The 19845-nt window shown below is 75.1% G+C and carries 23 protein-coding genes; 13 read left to right on the forward strand and 10 right to left on the reverse strand.

Translation table 11 applies throughout. From position 1 onward, the window contains the following. Window positions 1-117: 117 nt before the first annotated feature. Window positions 118-939 carry a siderophore-interacting protein gene (locus tag ACR9E3_RS13240; protein ID WP_460380744.1) on the reverse strand — a complete coding sequence of 274 codons (822 nt, stop codon included), beginning with the start codon at window positions 937-939 and terminating at the stop codon, window positions 118-120. Between the two features lie 41 nt (window positions 940-980). Continuing rightward, window positions 981-1808, reverse strand: coding sequence for a LysR family transcriptional regulator (locus ACR9E3_RS13245; RefSeq protein WP_460380745.1), 828 nt, complete (start codon window positions 1806-1808; stop codon window positions 981-983). 96 nt (window positions 1809-1904) lie between these two features. Here ACR9E3_RS13245 and ACR9E3_RS13250 point away from each other — a divergent pair, with 96 nt between their 5' ends. Then, entirely contained in the window at window positions 1905-2618 is a 714-nt protein-coding gene (locus ACR9E3_RS13250; RefSeq protein ID WP_460380746.1) for an SDR family NAD(P)-dependent oxidoreductase, read from the forward strand. Window positions 2619-2621: 3 nt separating this feature from the next. Here ACR9E3_RS13250 and leuD read toward each other — a convergent pair whose 3' ends face one another. Together leuD and leuC are read right to left on the reverse strand one after the other, a co-directional pair. Then, window positions 2622-3209 carry a 3-isopropylmalate dehydratase small subunit gene (leuD, locus tag ACR9E3_RS13255; RefSeq protein ID WP_460380747.1) on the reverse strand — a complete coding sequence of 196 codons (588 nt, stop codon included), beginning with the start codon at window positions 3207-3209 and terminating at the stop codon, window positions 2622-2624. An 11-nt stretch (window positions 3210-3220) separates the two neighbouring features. Further along, window positions 3221-4642, reverse strand: a complete 1422-nt coding sequence (leuC, locus tag ACR9E3_RS13260; RefSeq protein ID WP_460380748.1) for a 3-isopropylmalate dehydratase large subunit — start codon at window positions 4640-4642, stop codon at window positions 3221-3223. A gap of 43 nt (window positions 4643-4685) precedes the next feature. On the opposite strand from leuC, the gene ACR9E3_RS13265 reads away from it, so the two are divergent. The 5 genes from ACR9E3_RS13265 (at window position 4686) to ACR9E3_RS13285 (ending at window position 8271) form a co-directional block, all read left to right on the forward strand. Then, entirely contained in the window at window positions 4686-5429 is a 744-nt protein-coding gene (locus ACR9E3_RS13265; protein ID WP_460380749.1) for an IclR family transcriptional regulator, read from the forward strand. A gap of 119 nt (window positions 5430-5548) precedes the next feature. After that, window positions 5549-6355 carry a hypothetical protein gene (locus ACR9E3_RS13270; RefSeq protein WP_460380750.1) on the forward strand — a complete coding sequence of 269 codons (807 nt, stop codon included), beginning with the start codon at window positions 5549-5551 and terminating at the stop codon, window positions 6353-6355. A 17-nt stretch (window positions 6356-6372) separates the two neighbouring features. Further along, window positions 6373-7296 (forward strand): polysaccharide deacetylase family protein, encoded by a 924-nt coding sequence (locus ACR9E3_RS13275; protein ID WP_460380751.1) that lies wholly within the window; start codon window positions 6373-6375, stop codon window positions 7294-7296. 58 nt (window positions 7297-7354) lie between these two features. Further along, window positions 7355-7531 carry a hypothetical protein gene (locus ACR9E3_RS13280; RefSeq protein ID WP_285658157.1) on the forward strand — a complete coding sequence of 59 codons (177 nt, stop codon included), beginning with the start codon at window positions 7355-7357 and terminating at the stop codon, window positions 7529-7531. Further along, window positions 7528-8271, forward strand: a complete 744-nt coding sequence (locus ACR9E3_RS13285; RefSeq protein WP_460380752.1) for a hypothetical protein — start codon at window positions 7528-7530, stop codon at window positions 8269-8271. The genes ACR9E3_RS13280 and ACR9E3_RS13285 overlap by 4 nt, the downstream gene beginning before the upstream one ends. On the opposite strand, the gene ACR9E3_RS13290 is transcribed toward ACR9E3_RS13285, so the two are convergent. Continuing rightward, the gene (locus tag ACR9E3_RS13290) at window positions 8231-9769 is read right to left on the reverse strand and encodes a ferredoxin reductase family protein (protein ID WP_460380753.1); all 1539 of its coding nucleotides are present in this window, start codon (window positions 9767-9769) and stop codon (window positions 8231-8233) included. The genes ACR9E3_RS13285 and ACR9E3_RS13290 overlap by 41 nt on opposite strands. A gap of 172 nt (window positions 9770-9941) precedes the next feature. On the opposite strand from ACR9E3_RS13290, the gene ACR9E3_RS13295 reads away from it, so the two are divergent. Then, the gene (locus tag ACR9E3_RS13295; RefSeq protein ID WP_460380754.1) at window positions 9942-10889 is read left to right on the forward strand and encodes a hypothetical protein; all 948 of its coding nucleotides are present in this window, start codon (window positions 9942-9944) and stop codon (window positions 10887-10889) included. On the opposite strand, the gene ACR9E3_RS13300 is transcribed toward ACR9E3_RS13295, so the two are convergent. The 4 genes from ACR9E3_RS13300 to ACR9E3_RS13315 are packed head-to-tail and all read right to left on the reverse strand — an operon-like array spanning window position 10886 to window position 14277. Beyond that, complete coding sequence (locus ACR9E3_RS13300; RefSeq protein WP_460381006.1) at window positions 10886-11659, reverse strand: ABC transporter ATP-binding protein; 774 nt, start codon at window positions 11657-11659, stop codon at window positions 10886-10888. The genes ACR9E3_RS13295 and ACR9E3_RS13300 overlap by 4 nt on opposite strands. Before the next feature lie 26 nt (window positions 11660-11685). Continuing rightward, on the reverse strand, window positions 11686-12453 hold the full coding sequence (locus tag ACR9E3_RS13305) for an ABC transporter permease (protein WP_460380755.1): 768 nt from the start codon (window positions 12451-12453) through the stop codon (window positions 11686-11688). Continuing rightward, window positions 12450-13241, reverse strand: a complete 792-nt coding sequence (locus ACR9E3_RS13310; protein WP_460380756.1) for an ABC transporter permease — start codon at window positions 13239-13241, stop codon at window positions 12450-12452. Before ACR9E3_RS13310 ends, ACR9E3_RS13305 begins: the two co-directional genes overlap by 4 nt. A gap of 1 nt (window position 13242) precedes the next feature. Then, the gene (locus ACR9E3_RS13315) at window positions 13243-14277 is read right to left on the reverse strand and encodes an ABC transporter substrate-binding protein (RefSeq protein ID WP_460380758.1); all 1035 of its coding nucleotides are present in this window, start codon (window positions 14275-14277) and stop codon (window positions 13243-13245) included. 242 nt (window positions 14278-14519) lie between these two features. Between ACR9E3_RS13315 and ACR9E3_RS13320 the strand changes: the two genes are divergently transcribed. The 6 genes from ACR9E3_RS13320 to ACR9E3_RS13345 are packed head-to-tail and all read left to right on the forward strand — an operon-like array spanning window position 14520 to window position 19452. Further along, window positions 14520-17051: a sensor histidine kinase gene (locus ACR9E3_RS13320; protein ID WP_460380759.1), complete on the forward strand. Its 2532-nt coding sequence runs from the start codon at window positions 14520-14522 to the stop codon at window positions 17049-17051. After that, on the forward strand, window positions 17048-17476 hold the full coding sequence (locus ACR9E3_RS13325; protein WP_285658176.1) for a roadblock/LC7 domain-containing protein: 429 nt from the start codon (window positions 17048-17050) through the stop codon (window positions 17474-17476). Before ACR9E3_RS13320 ends, ACR9E3_RS13325 begins: the two co-directional genes overlap by 4 nt. Then, window positions 17473-17814: a DUF742 domain-containing protein gene (locus ACR9E3_RS13330; protein ID WP_460380760.1), complete on the forward strand. Its 342-nt coding sequence runs from the start codon at window positions 17473-17475 to the stop codon at window positions 17812-17814. Before ACR9E3_RS13325 ends, ACR9E3_RS13330 begins: the two co-directional genes overlap by 4 nt. After that, a complete protein-coding gene (locus ACR9E3_RS13335; RefSeq protein WP_460380761.1) occupies window positions 17795-18361 on the forward strand; it encodes a GTP-binding protein in 567 nt (188 codons plus the stop codon). The genes ACR9E3_RS13330 and ACR9E3_RS13335 overlap by 20 nt, the downstream gene beginning before the upstream one ends. A gap of 19 nt (window positions 18362-18380) precedes the next feature. Beyond that, on the forward strand, window positions 18381-18620 hold the full coding sequence (locus ACR9E3_RS13340; RefSeq protein WP_460380762.1) for a hypothetical protein: 240 nt from the start codon (window positions 18381-18383) through the stop codon (window positions 18618-18620). Continuing rightward, a complete protein-coding gene (locus tag ACR9E3_RS13345) occupies window positions 18601-19452 on the forward strand; it encodes a DUF262 domain-containing protein (RefSeq protein WP_460380763.1) in 852 nt (283 codons plus the stop codon). The genes ACR9E3_RS13340 and ACR9E3_RS13345 overlap by 20 nt, the downstream gene beginning before the upstream one ends. A gap of 30 nt (window positions 19453-19482) precedes the next feature. Here the strand turns inward: ACR9E3_RS13345 and ACR9E3_RS13350 are convergent, their stop codons facing one another. After that, a complete protein-coding gene (locus ACR9E3_RS13350) occupies window positions 19483-19779 on the reverse strand; it encodes a DUF3040 domain-containing protein (RefSeq protein WP_285658183.1) in 297 nt (98 codons plus the stop codon). Window positions 19780-19845 lie beyond the last annotated feature (66 nt).

The following is a 19845-nucleotide window of genomic DNA, read 5'->3' on the forward strand; positions in this document are numbered from 1 at the left end:
CGCCTGCCGCGGCCGAGCCCCGACCACACGCCTGTCACCAACGTGACGGCCGGGTACAGCTAGCGCGCATGTGAGCACTTCGGAGTGCTGGAGCACGCGAAACTGCTCACATGCGCGTCAGCGCACCTCGGCCCGCTTCTCCGCCTGGAACGTGTCCTCGTCGGCACCCCGGCGCCAGTACCCCGAGATCGAGAGCCACGCGCGGTCCAGCCCACGCTCGTCGAGCAGGTGGCCGCGCAGCGCCTTGACGTCGCCGGTCTCGCCGTGGACGAACGCGTGCACGACGCCGGCCGGCCAGTCGGCGGCCTTCACCGCGTCGACGAGGTCCTCGCCCGCGTCGCGGTGGAGCCAGCGCAGCGACAGGTCCGCGGCGGTCGGCAGGGCGAGCTCGTCGTCGGGCCCGTCGACCTGCACCCACGCGTGGACGGGGACGCCCGGCGCGACGCGCTCGAGGGCGGCCGCGATCGCGGGCAGCGCGGCCTCGTCGCCGACGAGGACGTGCGCGTCGGCCTCGGGCGAGGGCCGGAAGGCACCACCGGGGCCCATCAGCGTGATCTCGTCGCCCGGCGCCGCGGCGAGCGCCCACGGGCCCGCGATGCCGGTGTCGCCGTGGACGACGAAGTCGATCGCCATCTCGCCCGCGGCGTGGTCGAGCGACCGGACGGTGTAGGTGCGCACGATCGGCCAGTCCTCGCGCGGCATCGACTCGCGGATGGCGGCGACGTCGAACGGCGTCGGGTACGCCACGCCGGGCCGCGGGAAGGCGAGCTTGACGTACTTGTCGGTGCAGCCGTTGTCGACGATGCCGTCGAGGCCGGGGCCGCCGAGGACGACCCGCACCAGGTGCGGGGTCAGCCGCTCGGAGCGCAGCACGCGCAACCGGTGGCCGGGACCGCCCTTGGATCGGCGGGCGGGGGCCTGGGTGTCGGGAGCAGCCATGGCCCCGACCCTACCCCCGCAACTTAGGAGACCCTAAGAAGTCAGAGGCGGCCCGCGACGCGGACCAGGTCGGCCAGGGCCCGCGACCGGCTGTGCGCCGGCCACGCGATGACGGTGGTGACCATCGGGGCGTCGGCCAGCCGCACCGCGACGACGTCGTCGGCCAGCCCGTGACGGGCGGAGTCGGGCAGCACGGCGACGGCACGCCCGAGGGAGACGAGCTGGCGCAGCTGCGCGCTGTCGCGGACCCGGGGACCCGGCCCGTCGGGGTAGCCGCCGTCGGGCAGCGGCCAGCGCGGCAGCGGCAGGTCGGCGACGTCGGCCATCCGCAGCTCGGCGCGGGCGGAGAGCGGGTGCCCGGCCGGGACGAACAGCGACTGGCCCTCGGTGGTGAGGTCCTCGGCGTCGAAGCCCGCCGTCGCGTCGAAGGGACGGTGCAGCAGCGCGACGTCGGCGCGCCCGTCGCGCAGGAACCGCTCCTGCTGCGCGGGCCCGCACAGCTGCACGTCGACCTCGACCGCCCCCGGCTCCGCCGCGTAGGCGTCGAGCAGCTTGGCCAGCAGCTCCTCCGACGCCCCCGCCTTGGAGACGAGCACCAGCCCCGCGCCGTCGTGGGCGCGGCGGGCGCGGCGCTCGGCGGCCTCGACCGCATCCAGCGCGGCCCGGCCCTCGGCCAGCAGCACCGACCCCGCCTCGGTGAGCGCCACCTCGCGGGTGGTGCGGTCGAGCAACCGGGCCCCGACGCGCCGCTCGAGCTGCTGGATCGCCCGCGAGAGCGGCGGCTGGGCGATGCCGAGACGCTCGGCCGCCCGCCCGAAGTGCCGCTCCTCGGCGACCGCGACGAAGTACCTCAGCTCCCGCGTCTCCACCCGTCCTTGATACCGCTTCAGTGATACCGCTGGGGTATCGGCGAGCACCGAGACGGTCTTGGACGGTGCTCCACGGGCGGGCAGATGATCGATGCCATGAGCGACGAGAAGACCACCGCCCTGGTCACCGGGGCGAACAAGGGCATCGGCTACGAGATCGCGGCGGGGCTCGGGGCGCTCGGATGGCGGGTCGGCGTCGGCGCGCGCGACGACACCCGCCGCGAGGAGGCCGTCGCGAAGCTGCGGGCCGGCGGCGCGGACGCGTTCGGCGTGCCGCTGGACGTCACCGACGACGCGAGCGTCGCGGCGGCGGCGGCCTCGCTGGACCGGCTCGACGTGCTGGTCAACAACGCCGGCATCACCGGCGGCGCGCCCCAGGAGCCGACGCGGATCAGCATCGACACGATGCGCGAGGCCGTCGAGGTCAACGTCTACGGCGTCGTCCGGGTCACCAACGCGATGCTGCCGCTGCTGCGCCGCTCGGCCCACCCGCGGATCGTCACCATGTCGTCGAGCGTCGGGTCGCTGGCCCGCCAGAGCGCGGGGACCGGCGCCGGCCCGATCGCCGCCGGCTACTCCCCCACGAAGACCTACCTCAACGCCGTCACGGTGCAGTACGTGCGGGAACTGGCGGACACGAACATCAAGATCAATCTGGCCTGCCCGGGCTACGTCGCCACCGACCTCAACGGGTTCCACGGCGTGCGCACGCCGGAGCAGGGCGCCGCGATCGCCGTGAAGCTCGCGCAGATCCCCGACGACGGGCCGACCGGCGGCTACTTCGAGGACGCCGGGTCGATTCCCTGGTAGACCTCAGATCGTCACGGGCTTGTGCGCCGGGCGCGTCGCCTCGTAGGCGTCGATGTCGTCGGCGTGGCGCATCGTCAGGCCGATGTCGTCGAGGCCCTCCATCAGCCGCCAGCGCGTGTAGTCGTCGACGGTGAACCGCACGACGAGGTCGTCGGCGGTCACCGTCTTCGCCTCGAGGTCGACGGTCAGCTCGAGGCCCGGCCGCTCCTCGATCTTCTTCCACAGCAGCTCGACGTCGGACTGCTCGACGGTCGCGGCGAGCAGCCCGGCCTTCGACGAGTTGCCCTTGAAGATCTCGCCGAAGCGCGAGGAGATCACGACGCGGAAGCCGTAGTCCATCAATGCCCAGACGGCGTGCTCGCGCGAGGAGCCGGTGCCGAAGTCGGAGCCCGCGACCAGCACGCTGCCGCGCGAGAACGGCTCGACGTTGAGGACGAACTGCGGGTCGGACCGCCATGTCGCGAACAGGCCGTCCTCGAAGCCCGTGCGCGTGACCCGCTTGAGGTAGACGGCCGGGATGATCTGGTCGGTGTCGACGTTCGACACGCGCAGCGGCGTGCCGATGCCGGTGTGGGTGGTGAAGGCGTCCATTCCCGGTCTCCTCAGGCGAACTGCAGCGTGGTGGGCGTGAGGTCCTCGGGCGAGGAGAGGGTGCCGCGCACGGCCGTGGCCGCGGCGACGAGCGGCGACACGAGGTGCGTGCGCCCGCCCTTGCCCTGGCGGCCCTCGAAGTTGCGGTTCGACGTCGACGCGCAGCGCTGCCCCGGGGAGAGCTGGTCGGGGTTCATGCCGAGGCACATCGAGCAGCCCGCCGAGCGCCACTCCGCGCCGGCCTCGGTGAACACGGCGTCCAGGCCCTCGGCCTCCGCCTGCGCCTTGACGTGCATGGACCCGGGGACGACGAGCATCTGCACGTCGTCGGCGACGTGGTGGCCGCGCAGGACGTCGGCGGCCGCGCGCAGGTCCTCGATGCGCGCGTTGGTGCACGACCCGAGGAAGACGACGTCGACGGCGATGTCGCGCAGCTTGGTGCCGGGCTCGAGGGCCATGTAGTGCAGCGCCTTGCGCGTGGCGGCCGCGTCGTCGTCATTCATCGTCGCGGGGTCGGGCACGGTCTCGCCGAGCGGCAGGCCCTGGCCGGGGTTGGTGCCCCACGTGACGAACGGGGTCAGCGCGTCGGCGTCGATGTGGACGACGGTGTCGAACTCGGCGTCGTCGTCGGTGCGCAGCTCGCGCCACGCCGCGACGGCGGCGTCCCACATCTCGCCCTGCGGGGCGTGCGGGCGGCCCATCAGGTACTCGAACGTCGTCTCGTCGGGCGCGACCATGCCCGCCCGGCCGCCGGCCTCGATCGACATGTTGCACATGGTCATGCGGGCTTCCATCGACATCTCGCGCACGGCCTCGCCGCGGTACTCGAGCACGTAGCCCGCGCCCCCGCCGGTGCCGATCTGGGCGATCACCGCGAGGATGACGTCCTTGCTGGTCACGCCGGGGCGCAGCGAGCCGGAGATCTCGATGGCCATCGTCCTGAACGGCCGCAGCGGCAGCGTCTGGGTGGCCATCACGTGCTCGACCTCGGAGGTGCCGATGCCGAAGGCGAGCGCCCCGAAGGCCCCGTGGGTGGAGGTGTGCGAGTCGCCGCAGACCACGGTCGTGCCCGGCTGGGTCAGCCCCTGCTCGGGGCCGATCATGTGCACGATCCCCTGGTTCTCGGTGCCCATGGGGAACAGGCGGACCCCGAACTCCTCGCAGTTCTTCCGCAGGGTCGACACCTGGGTCGCCGAGGTCTCGTCGGCGATGGGCAGGTGGAGGTCGCGGGTCGGGACGTTGTGGTCCTCGGTGGCGACGGTGAGGTCGGTGCGGCGCACGGGGCGGCCGGCCAGGCGCAGGCCGTCGAACGCCTGCGGGCTCGTCACCTCGTGCACGAGGTGGAGGTCGATGTAGAGGAGATCGGGCTCTTGACCCTCCCCGTGCCGGACCACGTGCTGGTCCCAGACCTTCTCCGCGAGTGTGCGTCCCACTGCTCTGCCTCTTTCCCACATCCTGGGACTACGATGTCGTCCTGTGGGACAGAGTAGCGGTATCGGCGTGCTCGACAAGGCGGTGGTCGTCCTCCGGGCGGCGGCCGCCACCCCGTGCGCGCTCAGCGAGCTCTGCGAGCGCACCGGGCTGCCCCGCGCCACCGCGCACCGGCTCGCCGTCGGCCTCGAGTCCCACCGGCTGCTGACCCGCGACGCCGACGGCCGCTGGCGCCCCGGGCCCGCGCTCGGCGAGCTCGCCCACGGCCACGGCGACCCGCTGCTCGCGGCCGCCGAGGAGGTCCTGCCCGGGCTGCGCGACCTCACCGGCGAGAGCATCCAGCTCTACCGCCGCGACGACTCGGACCCGACACTGCGCGTGTGCGTCGCGGCCGCGGAGCCGGCGAGCGGGCTGCGCGACACCGTGCCGGTCGGCGTGCGGGTGTCGATGGCGGCCGGGTCCGGGGCCAAGGTGCTCGCCGCCTGGTCGCGCGAGCCCTCCACGTTCGGCGAGCCGGTGCTCGACGAGGTCCGGCGTCGCGGCTGGGCGCAGAGCGTCGCCGAGCGCGAGGCCGGCGTCGCGAGCGTCTCCGCGCCCGTCCGCGCGCCCGACGGCGGCGTCGTCGCCGCGGTCTCGGTGTCCGGGCCGGTGGACCGCATCGGCCGCCGTCCGGGCCCGAAGTGGGCCGATGCTCTGCTCGCGGCAGCCGCGCGTCTCGAGGGTCGCCTGCGTGGCGTGGGCCGTCCGGAGGACGTCGGTTCCGTGACGCATCACCCGACTGCTCGGTAGCCGGTGACGCAGTGCCACACGGGCCTCGGTTCGGGTGTGAATCGGGGCGGCCTGCACCGGGTGGCTGCCGTCCCGTCGTCCACGTCGTGTCGACCGACACACGACGAGGAGGACCGACCGTGTACGCCCACCGCGACCACCCCACCGTCCCGGCGGGCGGCATGCCGTTCGCCGCCCGCCCCGTCTGGGGCCCGCCCCGGCACGCCGCGCCCGCCCCGGGCAACGGGAGCACGGGGGTCTGGCGCCCGGCCGCGCCGATCGCGCCGGCGACCTGCGACAGCTGCGGAGCCGTCGACCGCGGCGAGTTCTGCAGCCGCTGCGGCTGGCCCATGGGGTCGACGGCGAGCCCGACCCACCTCGTCGCCGAGACGTTCCTCAAGCTCGGCGCCCTCCGGCGGTGGGCGGTGCTGTTCTGGACCATGCTCAAGGCGCCGTACCCGGAGACGCTGCGGGGCTTCCGGCTCGGCCGCCTCAGCGACGCCGTGAAGTTCTTCGAGATCAGCGCCGGCCTGTACTTCATCTGCCTCGCGTCCGCCGGCAGCGACGGTCTCGGGCAGAACGAGTTCACCCGCGTGGTGCTCGCCGCGGTCGTCCCGTTCCTGGCCTGGGGCACGACGTACTCGCTCTACTACCGCTGGATGCGCCGGATCGCACCGGCCCGCCGCACGAGCCGCGAGTTCCTCGCCTTCCTCTGCCTGACCCTCGGGTTCACCTACCCGGGCATGGCGCTGGGCGTACTACCCGTGGTCGGGCCGTTCCTCCTGCTCCTGCTCGCCGTGCCGATGTACGTGTACCTCGCCCGCGTCTGGGCCTGGTTCTGGGGCACGTCCTGGGTGCGGTGCGCGGCGGTCCTCCTCCCCTGCACGCTCGCCGGGTTCCTCGTCGCGTTCACCGTCCTCCTGCCCGTCAACCTCCTCGGGCTCTGAGCCGGGAAGGTGTCCCCATGGAGCGCGATTTCGTCGGACGCGGCCGGGCCGCCCCTCTCGAGCGGTGGCCGAACGGCGCGCGGGTGGCCGTCAACATCGTCGTCAACGTCGAGGAGGGCGCGGAGGCGGCGTGGCCCGACGGCGAGGGCAACGATGCGTGGGGCGAGTACGCGATCCCGATCGACCCGGCCGTCCGCGACCTCGGCACCGAGGGGCACTTCGAGTTCGGCAGCCGCGTCGGCATCTGGCGCCTGGTGCGGCTGTTCGAGCGGTACGACGCACCGGTGACGTTCGGCGTCTGCGCGCGGGCCCTCGAGCGCAACCCGCCGTTCGCCGCGTGGCTGCGCGCCAGCGGGCACGACGTGATGGGCCACGGCTACCGCTGGGCCGAGGTGACCGGCATGACCGAGGACGAGGAGCGCGACGACCTCGAACAGGCGATGCGCGTGCTGCCCGAGCTGATCGGCCGGCCCGTCCGGGGTTGGTACGTCCGGTCGTTCCCCAGCGAGCGGACCCGCCGGCTCGCGGCCGCGCACCCCGATCTCGACTACGACAGCGACGCCGTCAACGACGAGCTGCCCTACTGGACCGAGGTCGACGGCCGGCGCTGGCTCGTCGTGCCCTACACCAAGGTCCACAACGACACGCGCTACTTCCTCCCGCCGACCTACGCGACCCCGCGGCACTTCGCGGAGACGCTGATCGGTGCCGCGGACTTCCTCGTCGACGAGGCCCGCCACGGCGCCGGGGCCCGGCTGATGAGCGTGGGCCTGCACCCGCGCTGGAGCGGCCAGGCCGCCCGGGCGGCGGCCGTGCGCGACTTCCTCGCCCACGTCGCCGACCAGCCGGAGATCGCCCTGGTGCACCGCGAGCAGGTCGTGGACTGGTGGACCGCCCTCGACGAGGGTGGCGTACAGTCGGGTGTTCACCCATCCGAGTGAGAGACACGCCACCACGACGGCGGGCGGGCTGGTCGGGGACCGGACGGAAGGCGAACGCATGAACATCGGTGAGCAGGTCCGCATCCTGAACGTCGAGCCGATCGTCGATCCGGTGCCCGACGGCGACTTCCCGGACCGGTTCGCCGACGTGCCCGCGCCCGCGCCGCGGCCCACCCCGCGGTCGGGGACGGCGGACGAGCCGACCCGTCCGGAGCCGACGGCCGCCGACGCGTGAGCGAGGCGCCGGACCTCGCGAGCCCCGTCGCGGGGTGGCGGCTCTGGCACCTGGGAGAGGACCACGACGGGCCGCTCCTCGTCTCGCCACTGCGCCCGCTGGCCTGGTCGCCGCGGCGCGCGGTCACGGCGACGTGCCCGGCCGGGTGCCGCGAGCCGCCCACCTGGCACTGCACCTGCGGCCTCTACGCCGCGGCCGACCTCGACGCGGTCGCCGGGTACGTCGGTGCTCCCGCGGTCGTCGGGTGCACCGCCCTCTGGGGCCGCGTGGTCGAGGGCAGCGGGGGCTGGCGTGCCGCGCGGGCGTACCCCCTGGTGCTGTTCGTCCCGGCCGGCGAGACGCGGCCCGGGGTGCTCGACGCCATGGCGTCGGCCTCCCGTCGCGCGACGTTCCGCGGGCGGACCGGCCCGTACCTCAGGCCCCTCGGCGCGGACGTGCGCCGCGCGCTCGCGGAGCGGTACGGGGTACCGGTGCACGCGCTGCCCACCGAGCACCTCGGCTCCCTGCACCCCGGCGTGGCGGCGGTGCGACGGGCACGGCGCCGGCGCGGGACCGTCGCCGACGTCGTCGCCGGCGGCCGGGCACGGGCCCTCGTCGCCGCGGACGCGCTGCGGCACGAGGCGGGGCGCGGGCTCGCCGCGCGGCGCCTCGGCGACCGGGACGCCGAGCACCGCCTCGACACGGCCGTCGAGCGCCTCCTCAGCGCCCTGCGCCCCGACCCGCCGCCGATCGCCGTCTGACGCCGCCGCCGGCGCGCTCCCGCCGGTCGGGGGTCGCGTCCACCGCCGGCAGCGGGATGGACGGATGGGTCGGGAACCGGTCGGCCGGCGACTGGGCGGTGCGCGCCTGTGCCGAGGACGGCGTCGGCACGGGGCCGGTCCGCGGGCGGCGCGGGCGGGGCACGTCACCCGTCGACGCCGCCGGGGAGGGCGAGGTCGGCGGTGTCACCGGCAGCGGTCCCGTCCACCCGAACTGCTCGCTGTGGATGCGCGCGGGCGGGACTCCGAGCTCCTCGAGGGCCGCGAGCGATCCGGACAGCAGTCCTGGCGGCCCGCACACGTAGTACTCGAGGCGGCCGCGAGCGCGGGGCAGGGCTCCGGCGAGCAGGTCGGCGTCGACGCGGCGCCCGGCGGTGCGCAGGACGTCGAGCTCCAGGCGCCGCGAGAGCACCTCGAGCTCGGGACCGAACAGCGGCTGGTCGGGGCGCTCGGCGAGGACGAGGCGGTGCAGGCGCCGGTCGCCGCGCTCGGCGAGGGTGCGCAGCATGCTCATCATCGGCGTGATGCCGACGCCGCCGGCGATGAGCACGAGACCGTCGACGCGCTCCGGGGTGTCCGGGGTGAAGCTGCCGTGCGGGCCGTCGAGCCAGACCTTGCGGCCCGGCTGCATCCGCGCGAGGGCCCGGCTGAAGTCGCCGCTGGCCCGGATGGTCAGCTCGAGGCGGTCGGTGAGCTCGGCGCTCGACGCGATCGTGAACGGGTGCTCCTGCACGCCGACCACCCGGCGGTGCAGCCGCAGCCACACGAACTGCCCGGGCGCGAAGCGCAGCGCCCGCCGCCGGAACACCGGGGTCAGCGCCAGGGTCGCGACGTCGCCACCCTCGTCGCGGACGCCGTACACGACGTAGGCCCCGCGCTGCGAGAACAGCGGCTGCCACACCCACCGGCGGGCGAGCACCACCAGCAGCGCGGCGGCGAGCACGGAACAGACGACCCGCATCACCGGATCCTCGAGCAGGTCGCCGAGCCAGACGATGTGCAGGCCGGCGAGCGCCAGGGCCAGCGCCGCCCCGACCACGTGCAGGCGCGCCCACCACTCGTAGCGGGTCCCGCGCCGCCGCCCCCACGCCGCGGCGACCGACAGCACGATCATGCCGACGAAGGCGAGCCACCCGAACTGGATGGCGAGCGACGAGGCGAGCGGGTTCAGCAGCTTCGGGCTCCGCACGATCGCCACGACGAGGTGGACGACCACGAGCGCGAACGCGGCGACGCCCAGCCACCGGTGCCCGCTCATCACGCGGTCGATCCCGATCGCCGTGGTCAGCGCCCGGATCCGCGAGGCCCCGATCGTCGCGAGGACCATCGCGACGGAGGCGACGATCCCGGACAGGACGATCGCGAGGCCCAGGAGCTTGCCGGGGTCGACCCCCTCCCGCGCCAGGTACGCCGCCGGGGGCCCGAGCAGCAGCAGGGCGAAGGCCGCCGACCACAGGGTCCGTCTCGCGCGCTTCGACACGCGGGCGACGCTAGGGATGATCACCCCGTCGATCGCCCGGACCTGAGAACGACGGCCGGACCACGGAGATCAACGGCGGATGGCGCACGGTGAGCCGCACGCCGCCGTACTCCGAACGGCCGAACGCGCTCTCAGGGGCGTCCACCGACCGCTCGTCGGGTAGTCCGCCGCGATGGCATCACTGCTGAGCGGGCTCCTGCGCGGCACGGCCGCCGGGGCCGCCGGGACGACCGCGCTGAACGTCGCGACCCAGGCCGACATGGCGCTGCGCGCCCGGCCGGCGAGCGGGACGCCCACCGAGGCCGTCGCCGCCCTCGCCGACCGCGCCGACGTGGCGATCCCCGGCGGGCGCCGGGCCCGCCGCCACCGCCTCGAGGGGCTGGGCGGACTCGCCGGCACCGCCACCGGCCTGGCCGTCGGCGGCGTCGCGGGCGTCCTGCGCAGCACCGGCGTCCGACTGCCGGCGGTCGTCGGCGGCCCCCTGCTCGGCGCGGCGGCGATGCTGGCCTCGGACCTCCCGGCCGCCCGACTGGAGCTCACCGACCCGCGCCGGTGGGCCACCGCGGACTGGGCCGCCGACGTCGTCCCGCACCTGGCCTACGGCCTCACCACGCACGCGACGCTCGCGGCGACGTACCGCGCCGACGACCGCGAGCGCGCCGAGCACCCGGAGCGCGCCCCGCGCCCGGCGACCGCCGGGACGCTCGCGCGCGCCGCGGCCCTGGGTGCGGCCACGGGTGCACGCAGCACGTTCGGGGTCACGGCGCTGGCCCTGCGCGGCGCGCGCGGCCGGTCCGTCCGCGGCGCCGCGGTGCTCGCCGCCCTCGGCGAGGCGGCCGCCGACAAGCACCCCGCCGTCCCCCCGCGGACCGACCCCGCCGGCCTGGCCCCGCGACTCGGGCTCGCCGCGACGTCGGCCGGCGCCGCGGCGCACCGCGACGGGTGCGAGGTCGGGCCCGGGGCCCTGGTCGCGGTCGGCGCCGCACTGGGCGCGGCCGTCGGCGGGATGCGGCTGCGGGGCCTCGCGCACGCACGCCTCGGCACCGACCTGCCCGGCGCGCTGGCCGAGGACGCCGCGGCGGCGCTCCTCGCCGGGTGGGGCGCCCGCCGGGAGCCCTAGGCGCGCGGGGTCTCGGGGGCGCCGTCCGGGTACCGCAGCCGTTCCGCCGCGCGCGTGCGCAGCCGCACGAAGCCGTCGTCCTCGCGGGTCGTGATCTGGTCGCGCGGTGACGGGAGGTCGACGGTGAGGTCGTCGACCACCGCCGCCGGGCGCGGCGACAGGACGAGCACGCGGTCGCCGAGGTAGACGCTCTCGTCGATGTCGTGGGTGACGAGCAGGACCGTGGTGCCGTACTCCCGCCGCACCCGCAGCAGGAGGTCCTCGAGGTCGGCCCGCGTCTGCGCGTCGACCGACGCGAAGGGCTCGTCCATCAGCATCAGGGTGGGGCGGCAGGCCAGGGCCCGGGCGATCGCGACCCGCTGCGCCATCCCGCCGGAGAGCTGCCCGGGCCGGCGGTCGGCGACGTCGGCGAGGCCCACCGAGCCCAGCGCCTCCCGGACGCGGGCGGCGCGGGTGGGCCGGTCGAGGTCGCGCGGCAGGCCGAAGGCGACGTTGCCGGCGACCGTCGACCAGGGCATGAGCGAGCGCCCGTAGTCCTGGAACACCACCGCCAGCCCGTCCGGGACACCGTCCACCGGCCGGCCGCGCACCCGGACCGTGCCCCCGTCGGGCGGTCGCAGGCCCGCGACCGTGCGCAGCAGCGTCGACTTGCCGCACCCGGAGGGGCCGAGCAGGCACACCACCTCGTCCTGCGCGACGGTGAGCGCGAGGCCGTCGAGCACCCGCGTGCCGTCCCCGTAGTCCACGACGAGGTCGCGGACCTCCAGCATCGGCGCCACGCGCCCTCCCCCGGTGATCAGCGTGTCCACACGAGCACCCGTCGCTCGACCCCGAGCAGGGCCGCGTTGAGCGCGTAGCCGAGGACGCCGAGCAGGACGATCGCCGCCCACATCGCGGTGAAGTCGAACGAGCGCTGTGCGACGACGAGCCGGTGGCCGAGCCCGTCGGTGGAGGCGACGAGCTCCGAGACGACCATGAGGATCAGCGCGAGGGACAGGCTCACCCGCAGGCCGGCGAGGATGCGCGGCGCCGCCGCGGGCAGGATCACCTCGCGGAGCCGCCGCAGGCCGGCGACGCGGTGGACGACGGCCACGTCGATCTTGACCGGGTCCACGTCGCGGGCGCCGTCCGCGGTGTTGAGCAGCACCGGCCACACCACCCCGACGACGATCGTGGCGAGCTGCATCGGCGTGCCGACGGCGAACAGGATGAGGAACACCGGCGCCAGCACCGGCGGCGGCACCGCGCGGCCGAACGCCAGCAGCGGCGCGACGTAGTCGCTCGTACGCCGCGACCGCCCGATGGCGAGCCCGAGGGCGACGCCGGCGCACGCGGCGAGCGCCCACCCGCCGAGCAGGCGGGCGAGGCTCGGCAGCACATCGGTGCGGGCCTCCTCGGTGAGGAACCACGGCCCCGAGAACCATGCCTGCCACCCCGCGCCGGCGATCGCGGACGGCGGCGGGAAGAAGGGGCTCGGCGCCGCCCGCGCCGCGACCTCCCAGGCCGCCACCACGACGACGAGCACGCTCCAGCGCGCCGCCGCCCGGCGCAGGCGGGCGCTCACGCGACGTCGCTCCAGGACAGCCAGCGCCGTCGCACCGCCGTACAGAGCGCGTTGGCCCCCAGCCCGACGAGGCCCGCGACGACCGTGGCGGCCAGGACCAGGTCCATGCGCCCGCCCCCGGAGCCCGCCTGCGTGATGAACTCCCCGATCCCCCGGGCACCCCCTACGAGCAGCTCGGTGGAGACGAGCAGGATGAGGGCGATCGCCGCGGCGAGCCGCACGCCGGTGAGCACGAACGGCGCGACGGCCGGCAGCAGCACCCGCGCGACGAACCGGCCGCGCCCGACACGGAAGACCGCGGCGGTCTCCCGCAGCACCGGGTCGACCTCGGCGACGGCGTAGATCGTGTTGAACATGATCGGCCAGACCGCGGCGTAGACCGCGAGCGCGATCTTGCTGCCGGGCCCCTGCCCGATGAGGACGACCGCGAGCGGGATGAGGGCCACCGACGGGATCGGGCGCAGGAACTCGACGAGGGCCCGGGTCGCGGTGCGGACACCGGGCACGCTGCCGAGCAGCAGGCCGGCCGGCAGCGCGATCGCCAGCGCGAGCCCGATGCTGATCACCCACGCGAGGACCGTCGCGACGACGTCGGCCCGGAAGGCCGGGTCGCCCACGATCTCCGCCAGTCGCGCGAGGACCACCGAGGAGGGCGGGAGCAGTTCCGGCGCCACCAGCCCGGACCGCCCGATGACCTCGCCGACGGCCAGGAAGGCGAGCAGCCCGACGGCGCCACGCACCACGATCGTGGTGGCGCGGCGCCGCTCGGCGGCCGGGTTCACCCCCACGTCAGTTCGTCGCCAGGAGCGGCTGCACGTCGACGCGGGTGGGCACGAGCCCGAACTGCAGCATCAGGTCGCCGACCCGCTGCAGCCGCGTCGCGTCGAGGGACCGCGGGAAGGTGCCCAGGTTGATCAGTGACGCCGTCGACTGGTCGATCCGGACGTAGGTCGGGAGGATCTGCTCGACGTTGCGCCGGTCCGAGGCCGCCTCCTGGCCGCGGGCCATCGCGCGCTGGAAGGCGGCGACCGTGCGCGGGTTCTGGCGGGCGAACTCCTCGGTCGTGCCGTAGCCGGCGACCGGGATGTCGGCGGTGGGGCCGGACGCCGTGTCCAGCACCGGGACCGCGCCGATCGTGCGCTCGGCCGAGGTGATGAACGGCTCGACCATCGCGGCCGCGTCGACGCGCCCGGACTGCAGAGCCGCCGCCATGTCCGGGAACGGGACCTCCACGAATTGCACGGACGTGAGATCGACGCCGTTCGTTTGGAGGGCAGATCGTGCGTTCAGTTCCACGATGTTGCGGTATGTGTTGACAGCGACTCGTCGTCCGGCCAGATCCCGCGGAGTGCGGACGGACCCGTCCGGGCGAGCAAGGAGGAGAAAGGTGTTCGGCGCGGCCTGATATCCGTCCGAGATCAGTCGGAACCGGCCGACGCCCTGGCTCTCGGCCAGGAAGAACGAGACGTAGTTGCCGAAAGCGACGTCGAGACTCCCGCCGACGAGCCCCGGGATCGAGGCGGCGCCGCCCTGGGCGGTCACGGGCTCGACGGTCAGGCCCTCGTCGCGGAAGAACCCCCGCTGTTGGGCGAGGTAGAACGAGGCCGTGTCGACGATCGTCAGCATGCCGACCCGCAGGGTGGGCCGCTCCAGCCCGCCGGACTGCGGATCTCCCCCGGAGCTCGGTCCCCCGAGGGCGCTGCACGCGGTGAGACCCAGCAGAGCGATGACCGTCAGTATGCGGAGAATTGTCGACCGCCCCCGCCGCGCGGCCCATGAACTGGTCCTGTCGCGCACAATCAACAACCTTTCGGGTGAGAACACCGCGCTACCCGATCCCCTCTTCGTCGTAATCAGCGTCGGGAGAGTCGCGTTCGGGTGTCATGTCTCTCACGAACAAGCTAACGTCCGCTACGGCAATGTCACAGATGGTCGCGGAGTCGGAGAGGCAACCAGCGCCACTCGGACGCGACGCGAATGCGCAGATCGCTTCATCCGGGCCGTGACGGAATCGTTCCGTGCGGCGTCCGATCATCATTCGACATCCGGCGGTTGGGGGATCGTCCGTGTCCGAGTTCGACGCGCCCGGGGCTCCGCGCCCCGAGCGGGAGTCGTCGCCGCGTGGGTGGTGGGCCTCCGTCCGGGAGGCCCGGTCGCCGCGCCGGTGGAGGGTCGCCACCAAGGTCGTCGCGGCGGTCCTCGTCCCGCTGGTGCTGGCGCTCGTCCTGGCCGCGGTGGTCGTGCGCGGCCAGATCGCCGAGCGCACGGCACTCGCCCAGGTCGCGGCGGGCACCCGGGTGGACGGCACCGTCGCGGCGCTGGTCGACGACCTCCAGGTCGAGCGCAGCCAGACCGCGGCGTACGTCGCCGGCGACCGCCGCGGGGACCGCGCGCCGCTGGACATCACCGCCGACCGTGTCGACGCCGACGTCGCCGCGCTGCGTGCCGCCGGCCCCGCCGTCGCGGACCTCGACCCCGGCGTGCAGTACCGCTACGGCGTGGCCCTCGCCCGCCTCGACGGCCTCGGGGCCCTGCGCAGCACGGCGATCGCGTCGCGCTACCCCGCCTCGAGCGTGATCACGGCCTACACGGGTCTCATCGAGCCGCTGCTGGCCCTCGACCGCGACATCGCCGGGGCCGCGGGACAGACCGCGGTCGTGCGTCCGGCCACCGCGCTGGCGGCGCTGGGCCGCGCGAAGGAGCAGGCGGAGATCCAGCACGCCGTGCTCCTGCTCGGTGCGACCACGGGCGCGCTGTCCGCCGACGACGCCGGGGAGCTGCGCAGCGCCGACGCCGAGCAGACCGCCGCCACCGCGGAGTTCGAGGCCGGCGCCACCCCGGCGCAGGTCCAGGCCTTCGACGACACCGTGGCCGGGCCGGACGTCGACCAGCGCGTCCGCATCCTGCAGACCACGCTGCTCCGGGACGCGGCCAGCCAGCCGCTCGCCGCCGACCCCGGGGCCTGGGACCGGGCCGCCGGAGCCACGCGCGAGGCCCTGCGCACCGTCGAGACCGGCATGCTCGACGAGCTGCGGACGACGGCCGACCGGCTCGTCGCGGAGGCCACCACCGCGGCGGTGGTCGTCGGGCTCCTCGTGGCGCTCGGTGTGGTCCTCGCGGTCGTGCTGGCCGTGGCGATCGCCGCGTCGCTGATCACGCCGCTGCGACGGTTGCGGTTCTCGGCGCTCGACATCGCCGAGCGCAGGCTCCCGGCGGCGGTGCACCGGCTCGAGAACGTGGACGGTGTCCCCGAGGACGGCGAGGACGAGATCGCCCCGGTCGCCATCGACACCGACGAGGAGGTCGGCGAGGTCGCGCGGGCGTTCGACACGGTCCACCGCGAGGCGGTCCGGCTCGCCGGCGAGCAGGCCCGGCTGCGCACCAACCTCAACGCCCTGTTCGTCAACCTCTCGCGGCGCTCCCAGAGCCTGGTCGAGCGCCAGCTCACCCTCATCGACACCCTCGAGGGCCGCGAGGAGGACCCGGACGTCCTCGCCGAGCTGTTCGCGCTCGACCACCTCGCCACGCGCATGCGCCGCAACGGCGAGAACCTGCTCGTCCTCGGCGGCTCCGCGCCGGCCCGCGGCACGTCCGAGCCGGTCCCGGCCGTCGACCTCGTCCGGGCGGCGGTCGCCGAGATCGAGGACTACCGGCGCATCGAGGTGCGCCCGATGCCCGGCGTCCACCTCCCCGGCGGCCCGGCCGACGACCTCACCCACCTGCTCGCCGAGCTCATGGACAACGCGACCACCTACTCGTCCCCGGAGACACCGGTCGTGGTCAGCGGCTCCCGGGCCCCCGACGGCGGCCTCATCATCGAGATCACCGACGAGGGCATCGGCATGGACGCCGAGGACCTGGCCGACGCGAACTCCCGCCTCGAGCGGGCCGTGCTCCTCGACGCCTCGGTGCCCCGCCAGATGGGCCTGTTCGTGGTCGGTGCGCTCGCGCGCCGCCACGACATCGTGGCCGGGCTGGTGGCGGGTGAGGACGCCGGGCTCACGGCGGTCGTGCAGGTCCCGCCCACGCTGCTGGTGCGGGCCCTGTCCCCGCGGGCGCCGCAGGAGACGGCCGACGCGGAGCCCGACCCCGTGACCGCTCCCACGGCCTCGATCGACGGCGACGGGACCCGCGACGGGACGGCTGACGACCTCCCGGCCGACCCGGCCGCCGACGACGGCGTCCTCGAGCCGATCTACCAGGAGATGTGCTCGGCCTGGTTCCGGGAGAACGGGGACCACGGCAGCGACGGCGCGATCCCGACCCCGCGCGAGGAGACCGTCCCCGAGGGCTCCGTCTGGTGGTCGACCGCGGACGAGGGGTGGGACGCCGTCGCGGCGCGCGAGGCCGCGCGGGACGTGGCTCCCGAGCGCGAGCACACCGAGGCCGGGCTGCCGCGGCGCCGCCGCGGCGAGGAGCTGGTGCCCGGCGCGGTCGGGGCCGACGTCCCGGAGCCGCGGCGGACGGTCGACGCCGGCGCCCTGCGCGCGCGGATGGGCTCGTTCCAGGCCGGGACGCACCGGGGCCGCCGCGAGGTCGACACCGATCCCGAGGGCCTGCCGGTCCGCGACGACGAGACCGCCGGGCGGCCACGATGACCACCACCGACCCGATGCAGCGGTTCTCCTGGCTCGTCGAGCACTTCGTCGACTCGGTGCCCGGCGTCGCCCACGCCGTCGTCGTGTCGGCCGACGGGCTGCTGCTGACCCGCTCCCGGCACCTCCCGCACGAGCGCGCGGGGCAGCTCGCGGCGGTCGCGTCCGGCCTGGTCAGCCTCGCCGGCGGCGCGGCGCGCTGCTTCGACGCGGGCGGCGTCGTTCAGACCGTCGTGGAGATGCAGCAGGGCGTCGTGCTGCTCATGACGGTCCGCGACGGCTCCAGCCTCGTGGCGCTCGCGACCCCCGGGTGCGACCGTGGCCTCGTCGGCTACGAGATGACCCTGCTGGCCGACCGGGTGGGCAAGGCCCTCACCCCCGAGGTGCGCCGTGAGCTCGGGGAGCTCGGGGCGTCGTCGTCGCCGTGAGCGCCCCGGGCGGCCGACCGGCGCGGGTCCGGCCGTACGCGATCACCGGCGGGCGCACCCGCACCCGGGTCGCGCTCGCGCTCGAGACCCTCGTGCACACGGACCGGGCCGCCGAGCTGCGCACCCTGTCCGGGGAGCGACGGACGATCTGCGAGCTGTGCCTGCGCCCGATCTCGGTGGCGGAGGTGTCGGCCCGCGCGGCGCTGCCGCTCGGCGTGGTCCGCGTGCTGCTCGACGACATGGCGGGGGCGGGGCTCGTCGTCCTCCACGGGGCGACGGCCGACCGCCCCGACCGCGCGCTGCTGGAGAGGGTGCTCGATGGACTCCAGCGACTCTGAGAGCGCCCCGGCGTCGGCGAAGATCGTGGTCGCCGGCGGGTTCGGCGTCGGCAAGACCACCTTCGTCGGCGCGGTCTCCGAGATCGACCCGCTGGTCACCGAGGCGGTGATGACCGAGGCCTCCGCGCCCCACGACGACCTCTCCCTGGCCGGCGACAAGGCCACCACGACGGTGGCCATGGACTTCGGCCGGATCTCGCTGACCTCGGACCTGGTGCTCTACCTGTTCGGCACCCCCGGGCAGGAGCGGTTCTGGTTCATGTGGGACGACCTCGTGCGCGGGGCCATCGGCGCGGTCCTGCTCGCCGACACCCGGCGGCTCGACGCGTGCTTCGCGCCGATGGACTTCTTCGAGGACCGGCGGCTCCCCTACCTGGTCGCGCTCAACGCCTTCGACGGCGCGCGACGCTTCGACGACGCCGACATCCGGGAGGCGATGGAGCTCCCCGCCTCGACCCCCTTGTTGACCTGCGACGCGCGCCGGCGCGGCTCGGCGAAGGCGATGCTCGTCTCGCTGGTCGAGCACGCCCTGGCGCTCACGCCCTGAGTCGGACGCGGTGACCGACGTGCGCGTGTCCCCCCGCTCCGACCGCCGCCGCTCGCGGCTGACCCTCGTGCTGCTGGCCGGCGACCTGCTCACCGCCGCGGGCATCGCCGTGTACTCGCTGGTCGCGGGCGCGCCGCTGCCGACTCCCCCGGACCTCACGTCCCGCACGCACCTCGACGACCCGGACGGCCACACCCCGGGACCGCCGTCGCGCCCGCCACCGACGGAGGGAGGCCACGATGTACGTCGAACGCACTGAGCTGGAGCTCGAGCTGCTCGTGGCGCGCATCGACCGCCGCGAGCTGGACCACCGCCCCGACCGCCCGCCGTTCCGCAGCTGGGGCCGGGCGCACCAGCAGCGGCTCATCGACTCGATCCTGCGGAACTGGTCGGTGCCGGCGGTGCACGTGGCGGGCGCCCCACCGGGCGCGCCGGAGGTCGTCCTCGACGGCCACGAGCGGCTCATCACCATCGCGCGCTTCTTCCACGACGACCTGGCCTGCGACGGCGGCACCACCCCGACCCACGGCGAGGTGGCGCGACTGCACGGGCTGCGATTCTCCGACCTGCCCGAGGAGGTCCGATGCCGTGTCCGCCGGTTCCGGCTGCCCGTCGTCACCGTGTTCGACTACGAGGCCGGCGAGCTCACCGAGCTCCTCGCCCGCATCCACCAGCCGATCCGCTCGCGCCCGTGGATCCCGACGCCGCGCATCGGGGACGCGCCGCCCGGCGGGCCGCGCACCGAGGGGGTCCACCGCGCCTCGGGGTCGCTCGAACCGATCTACGACCAGGTGTCGGCCTGGTTCGCCGACCTCTCCGAGTTCGGCCGCGAGCCCACGCGCTGGACGTCGCCCGCCGATCCCGGGGACGCGGCCGCGCGGGCCGCCGTCGATCCCCAGGGCCTGGACACCACCGACGCGGGCCTGCCGCAGCGGGAGCCACGGGCCCACCTGGTGCCGGGTGCTATCGATCCGCCGACCGTCGCCATCGACCGCGACGCCCTCCCGGACGCCCGCGACGTCGCCGAACGCCTGACCACCTACCGCGACGGCGTGCTCGACGCGCGATGGGAGCGAGACGGTGCGGGCTGACGGTGCGGGCTGACGCCGCGCGCCAGTGCGCTAGTGGTCGCGGCGGGTGCGGAACACCGACGGCCAGGGGTGGTCCGACCCCGGCCGACGCCAGTGCCAGAGCACCATCGGCACCGCGGAGACGACGATCAGCAGGAGCCCGTGGCCGACCGGGCCCAGCGCGGCGATCGCCACGCCGAGCACCGCGCCGACGACGAGCGCAGCGACCGACCACCAGTAGGACCGGCGGTCGTCTTTGGGACGGGCCATGCGGGCCAGCGAGGGATCGCTGACCTCGATCTCCCGCTCGATGTCGGCCAGGATGCGCTGCTCGCGTTCGTCCAGCACGGGGGACCCCTTCGGCGTCGTGATTCCCGACGACGGGCACGCCGAGGTGTTGGTCGCGGTCCGCGG

Source organism: Actinomycetospora sp. C-140, from assembly GCF_054796175.1.

Bases quoted from the DNA above. Each gene is read 5' to 3' on its own strand.
- ACR9E3_RS13325 (WP_285658176.1), top strand. From the start codon at position 17,048: ATGACCACCACCGACCCGATGCAGCGGTTCTCCTGGCTCGTCGAGCAC.
- leuD (WP_460380747.1), bottom strand. From the start codon at position 3,209: ATGGACGCCTTCACCACCCACACCGGCATCGGCACGCCGCTGCGCGTG.
- ACR9E3_RS13275 (WP_460380751.1), top strand. From the start codon at position 6,373: ATGGAGCGCGATTTCGTCGGACGCGGCCGGGCCGCCCCTCTCGAGCGG.
- ACR9E3_RS13250 (WP_460380746.1), top strand. From the start codon at position 1,905: ATGAGCGACGAGAAGACCACCGCCCTGGTCACCGGGGCGAACAAGGGC.
- ACR9E3_RS13240 (WP_460380744.1), bottom strand. From the start codon at position 939: ATGGCTGCTCCCGACACCCAGGCCCCCGCCCGCCGATCCAAGGGCGGT.
- ACR9E3_RS13300 (WP_460381006.1), bottom strand. From the start codon at position 11,659: ATGCTGGAGGTCCGCGACCTCGTCGTGGACTACGGGGACGGCACGCGG.
- ACR9E3_RS13345 (WP_460380763.1), top strand. From the start codon at position 18,601: ATGTACGTCGAACGCACTGAGCTGGAGCTCGAGCTGCTCGTGGCGCGC.
- ACR9E3_RS13280 (WP_285658157.1), top strand. From the start codon at position 7,355: ATGAACATCGGTGAGCAGGTCCGCATCCTGAACGTCGAGCCGATCGTC.
- ACR9E3_RS13335 (WP_460380761.1), top strand. From the start codon at position 17,795: ATGGACTCCAGCGACTCTGAGAGCGCCCCGGCGTCGGCGAAGATCGTG.
- ACR9E3_RS13295 (WP_460380754.1), top strand. From the start codon at position 9,942: ATGGCATCACTGCTGAGCGGGCTCCTGCGCGGCACGGCCGCCGGGGCC.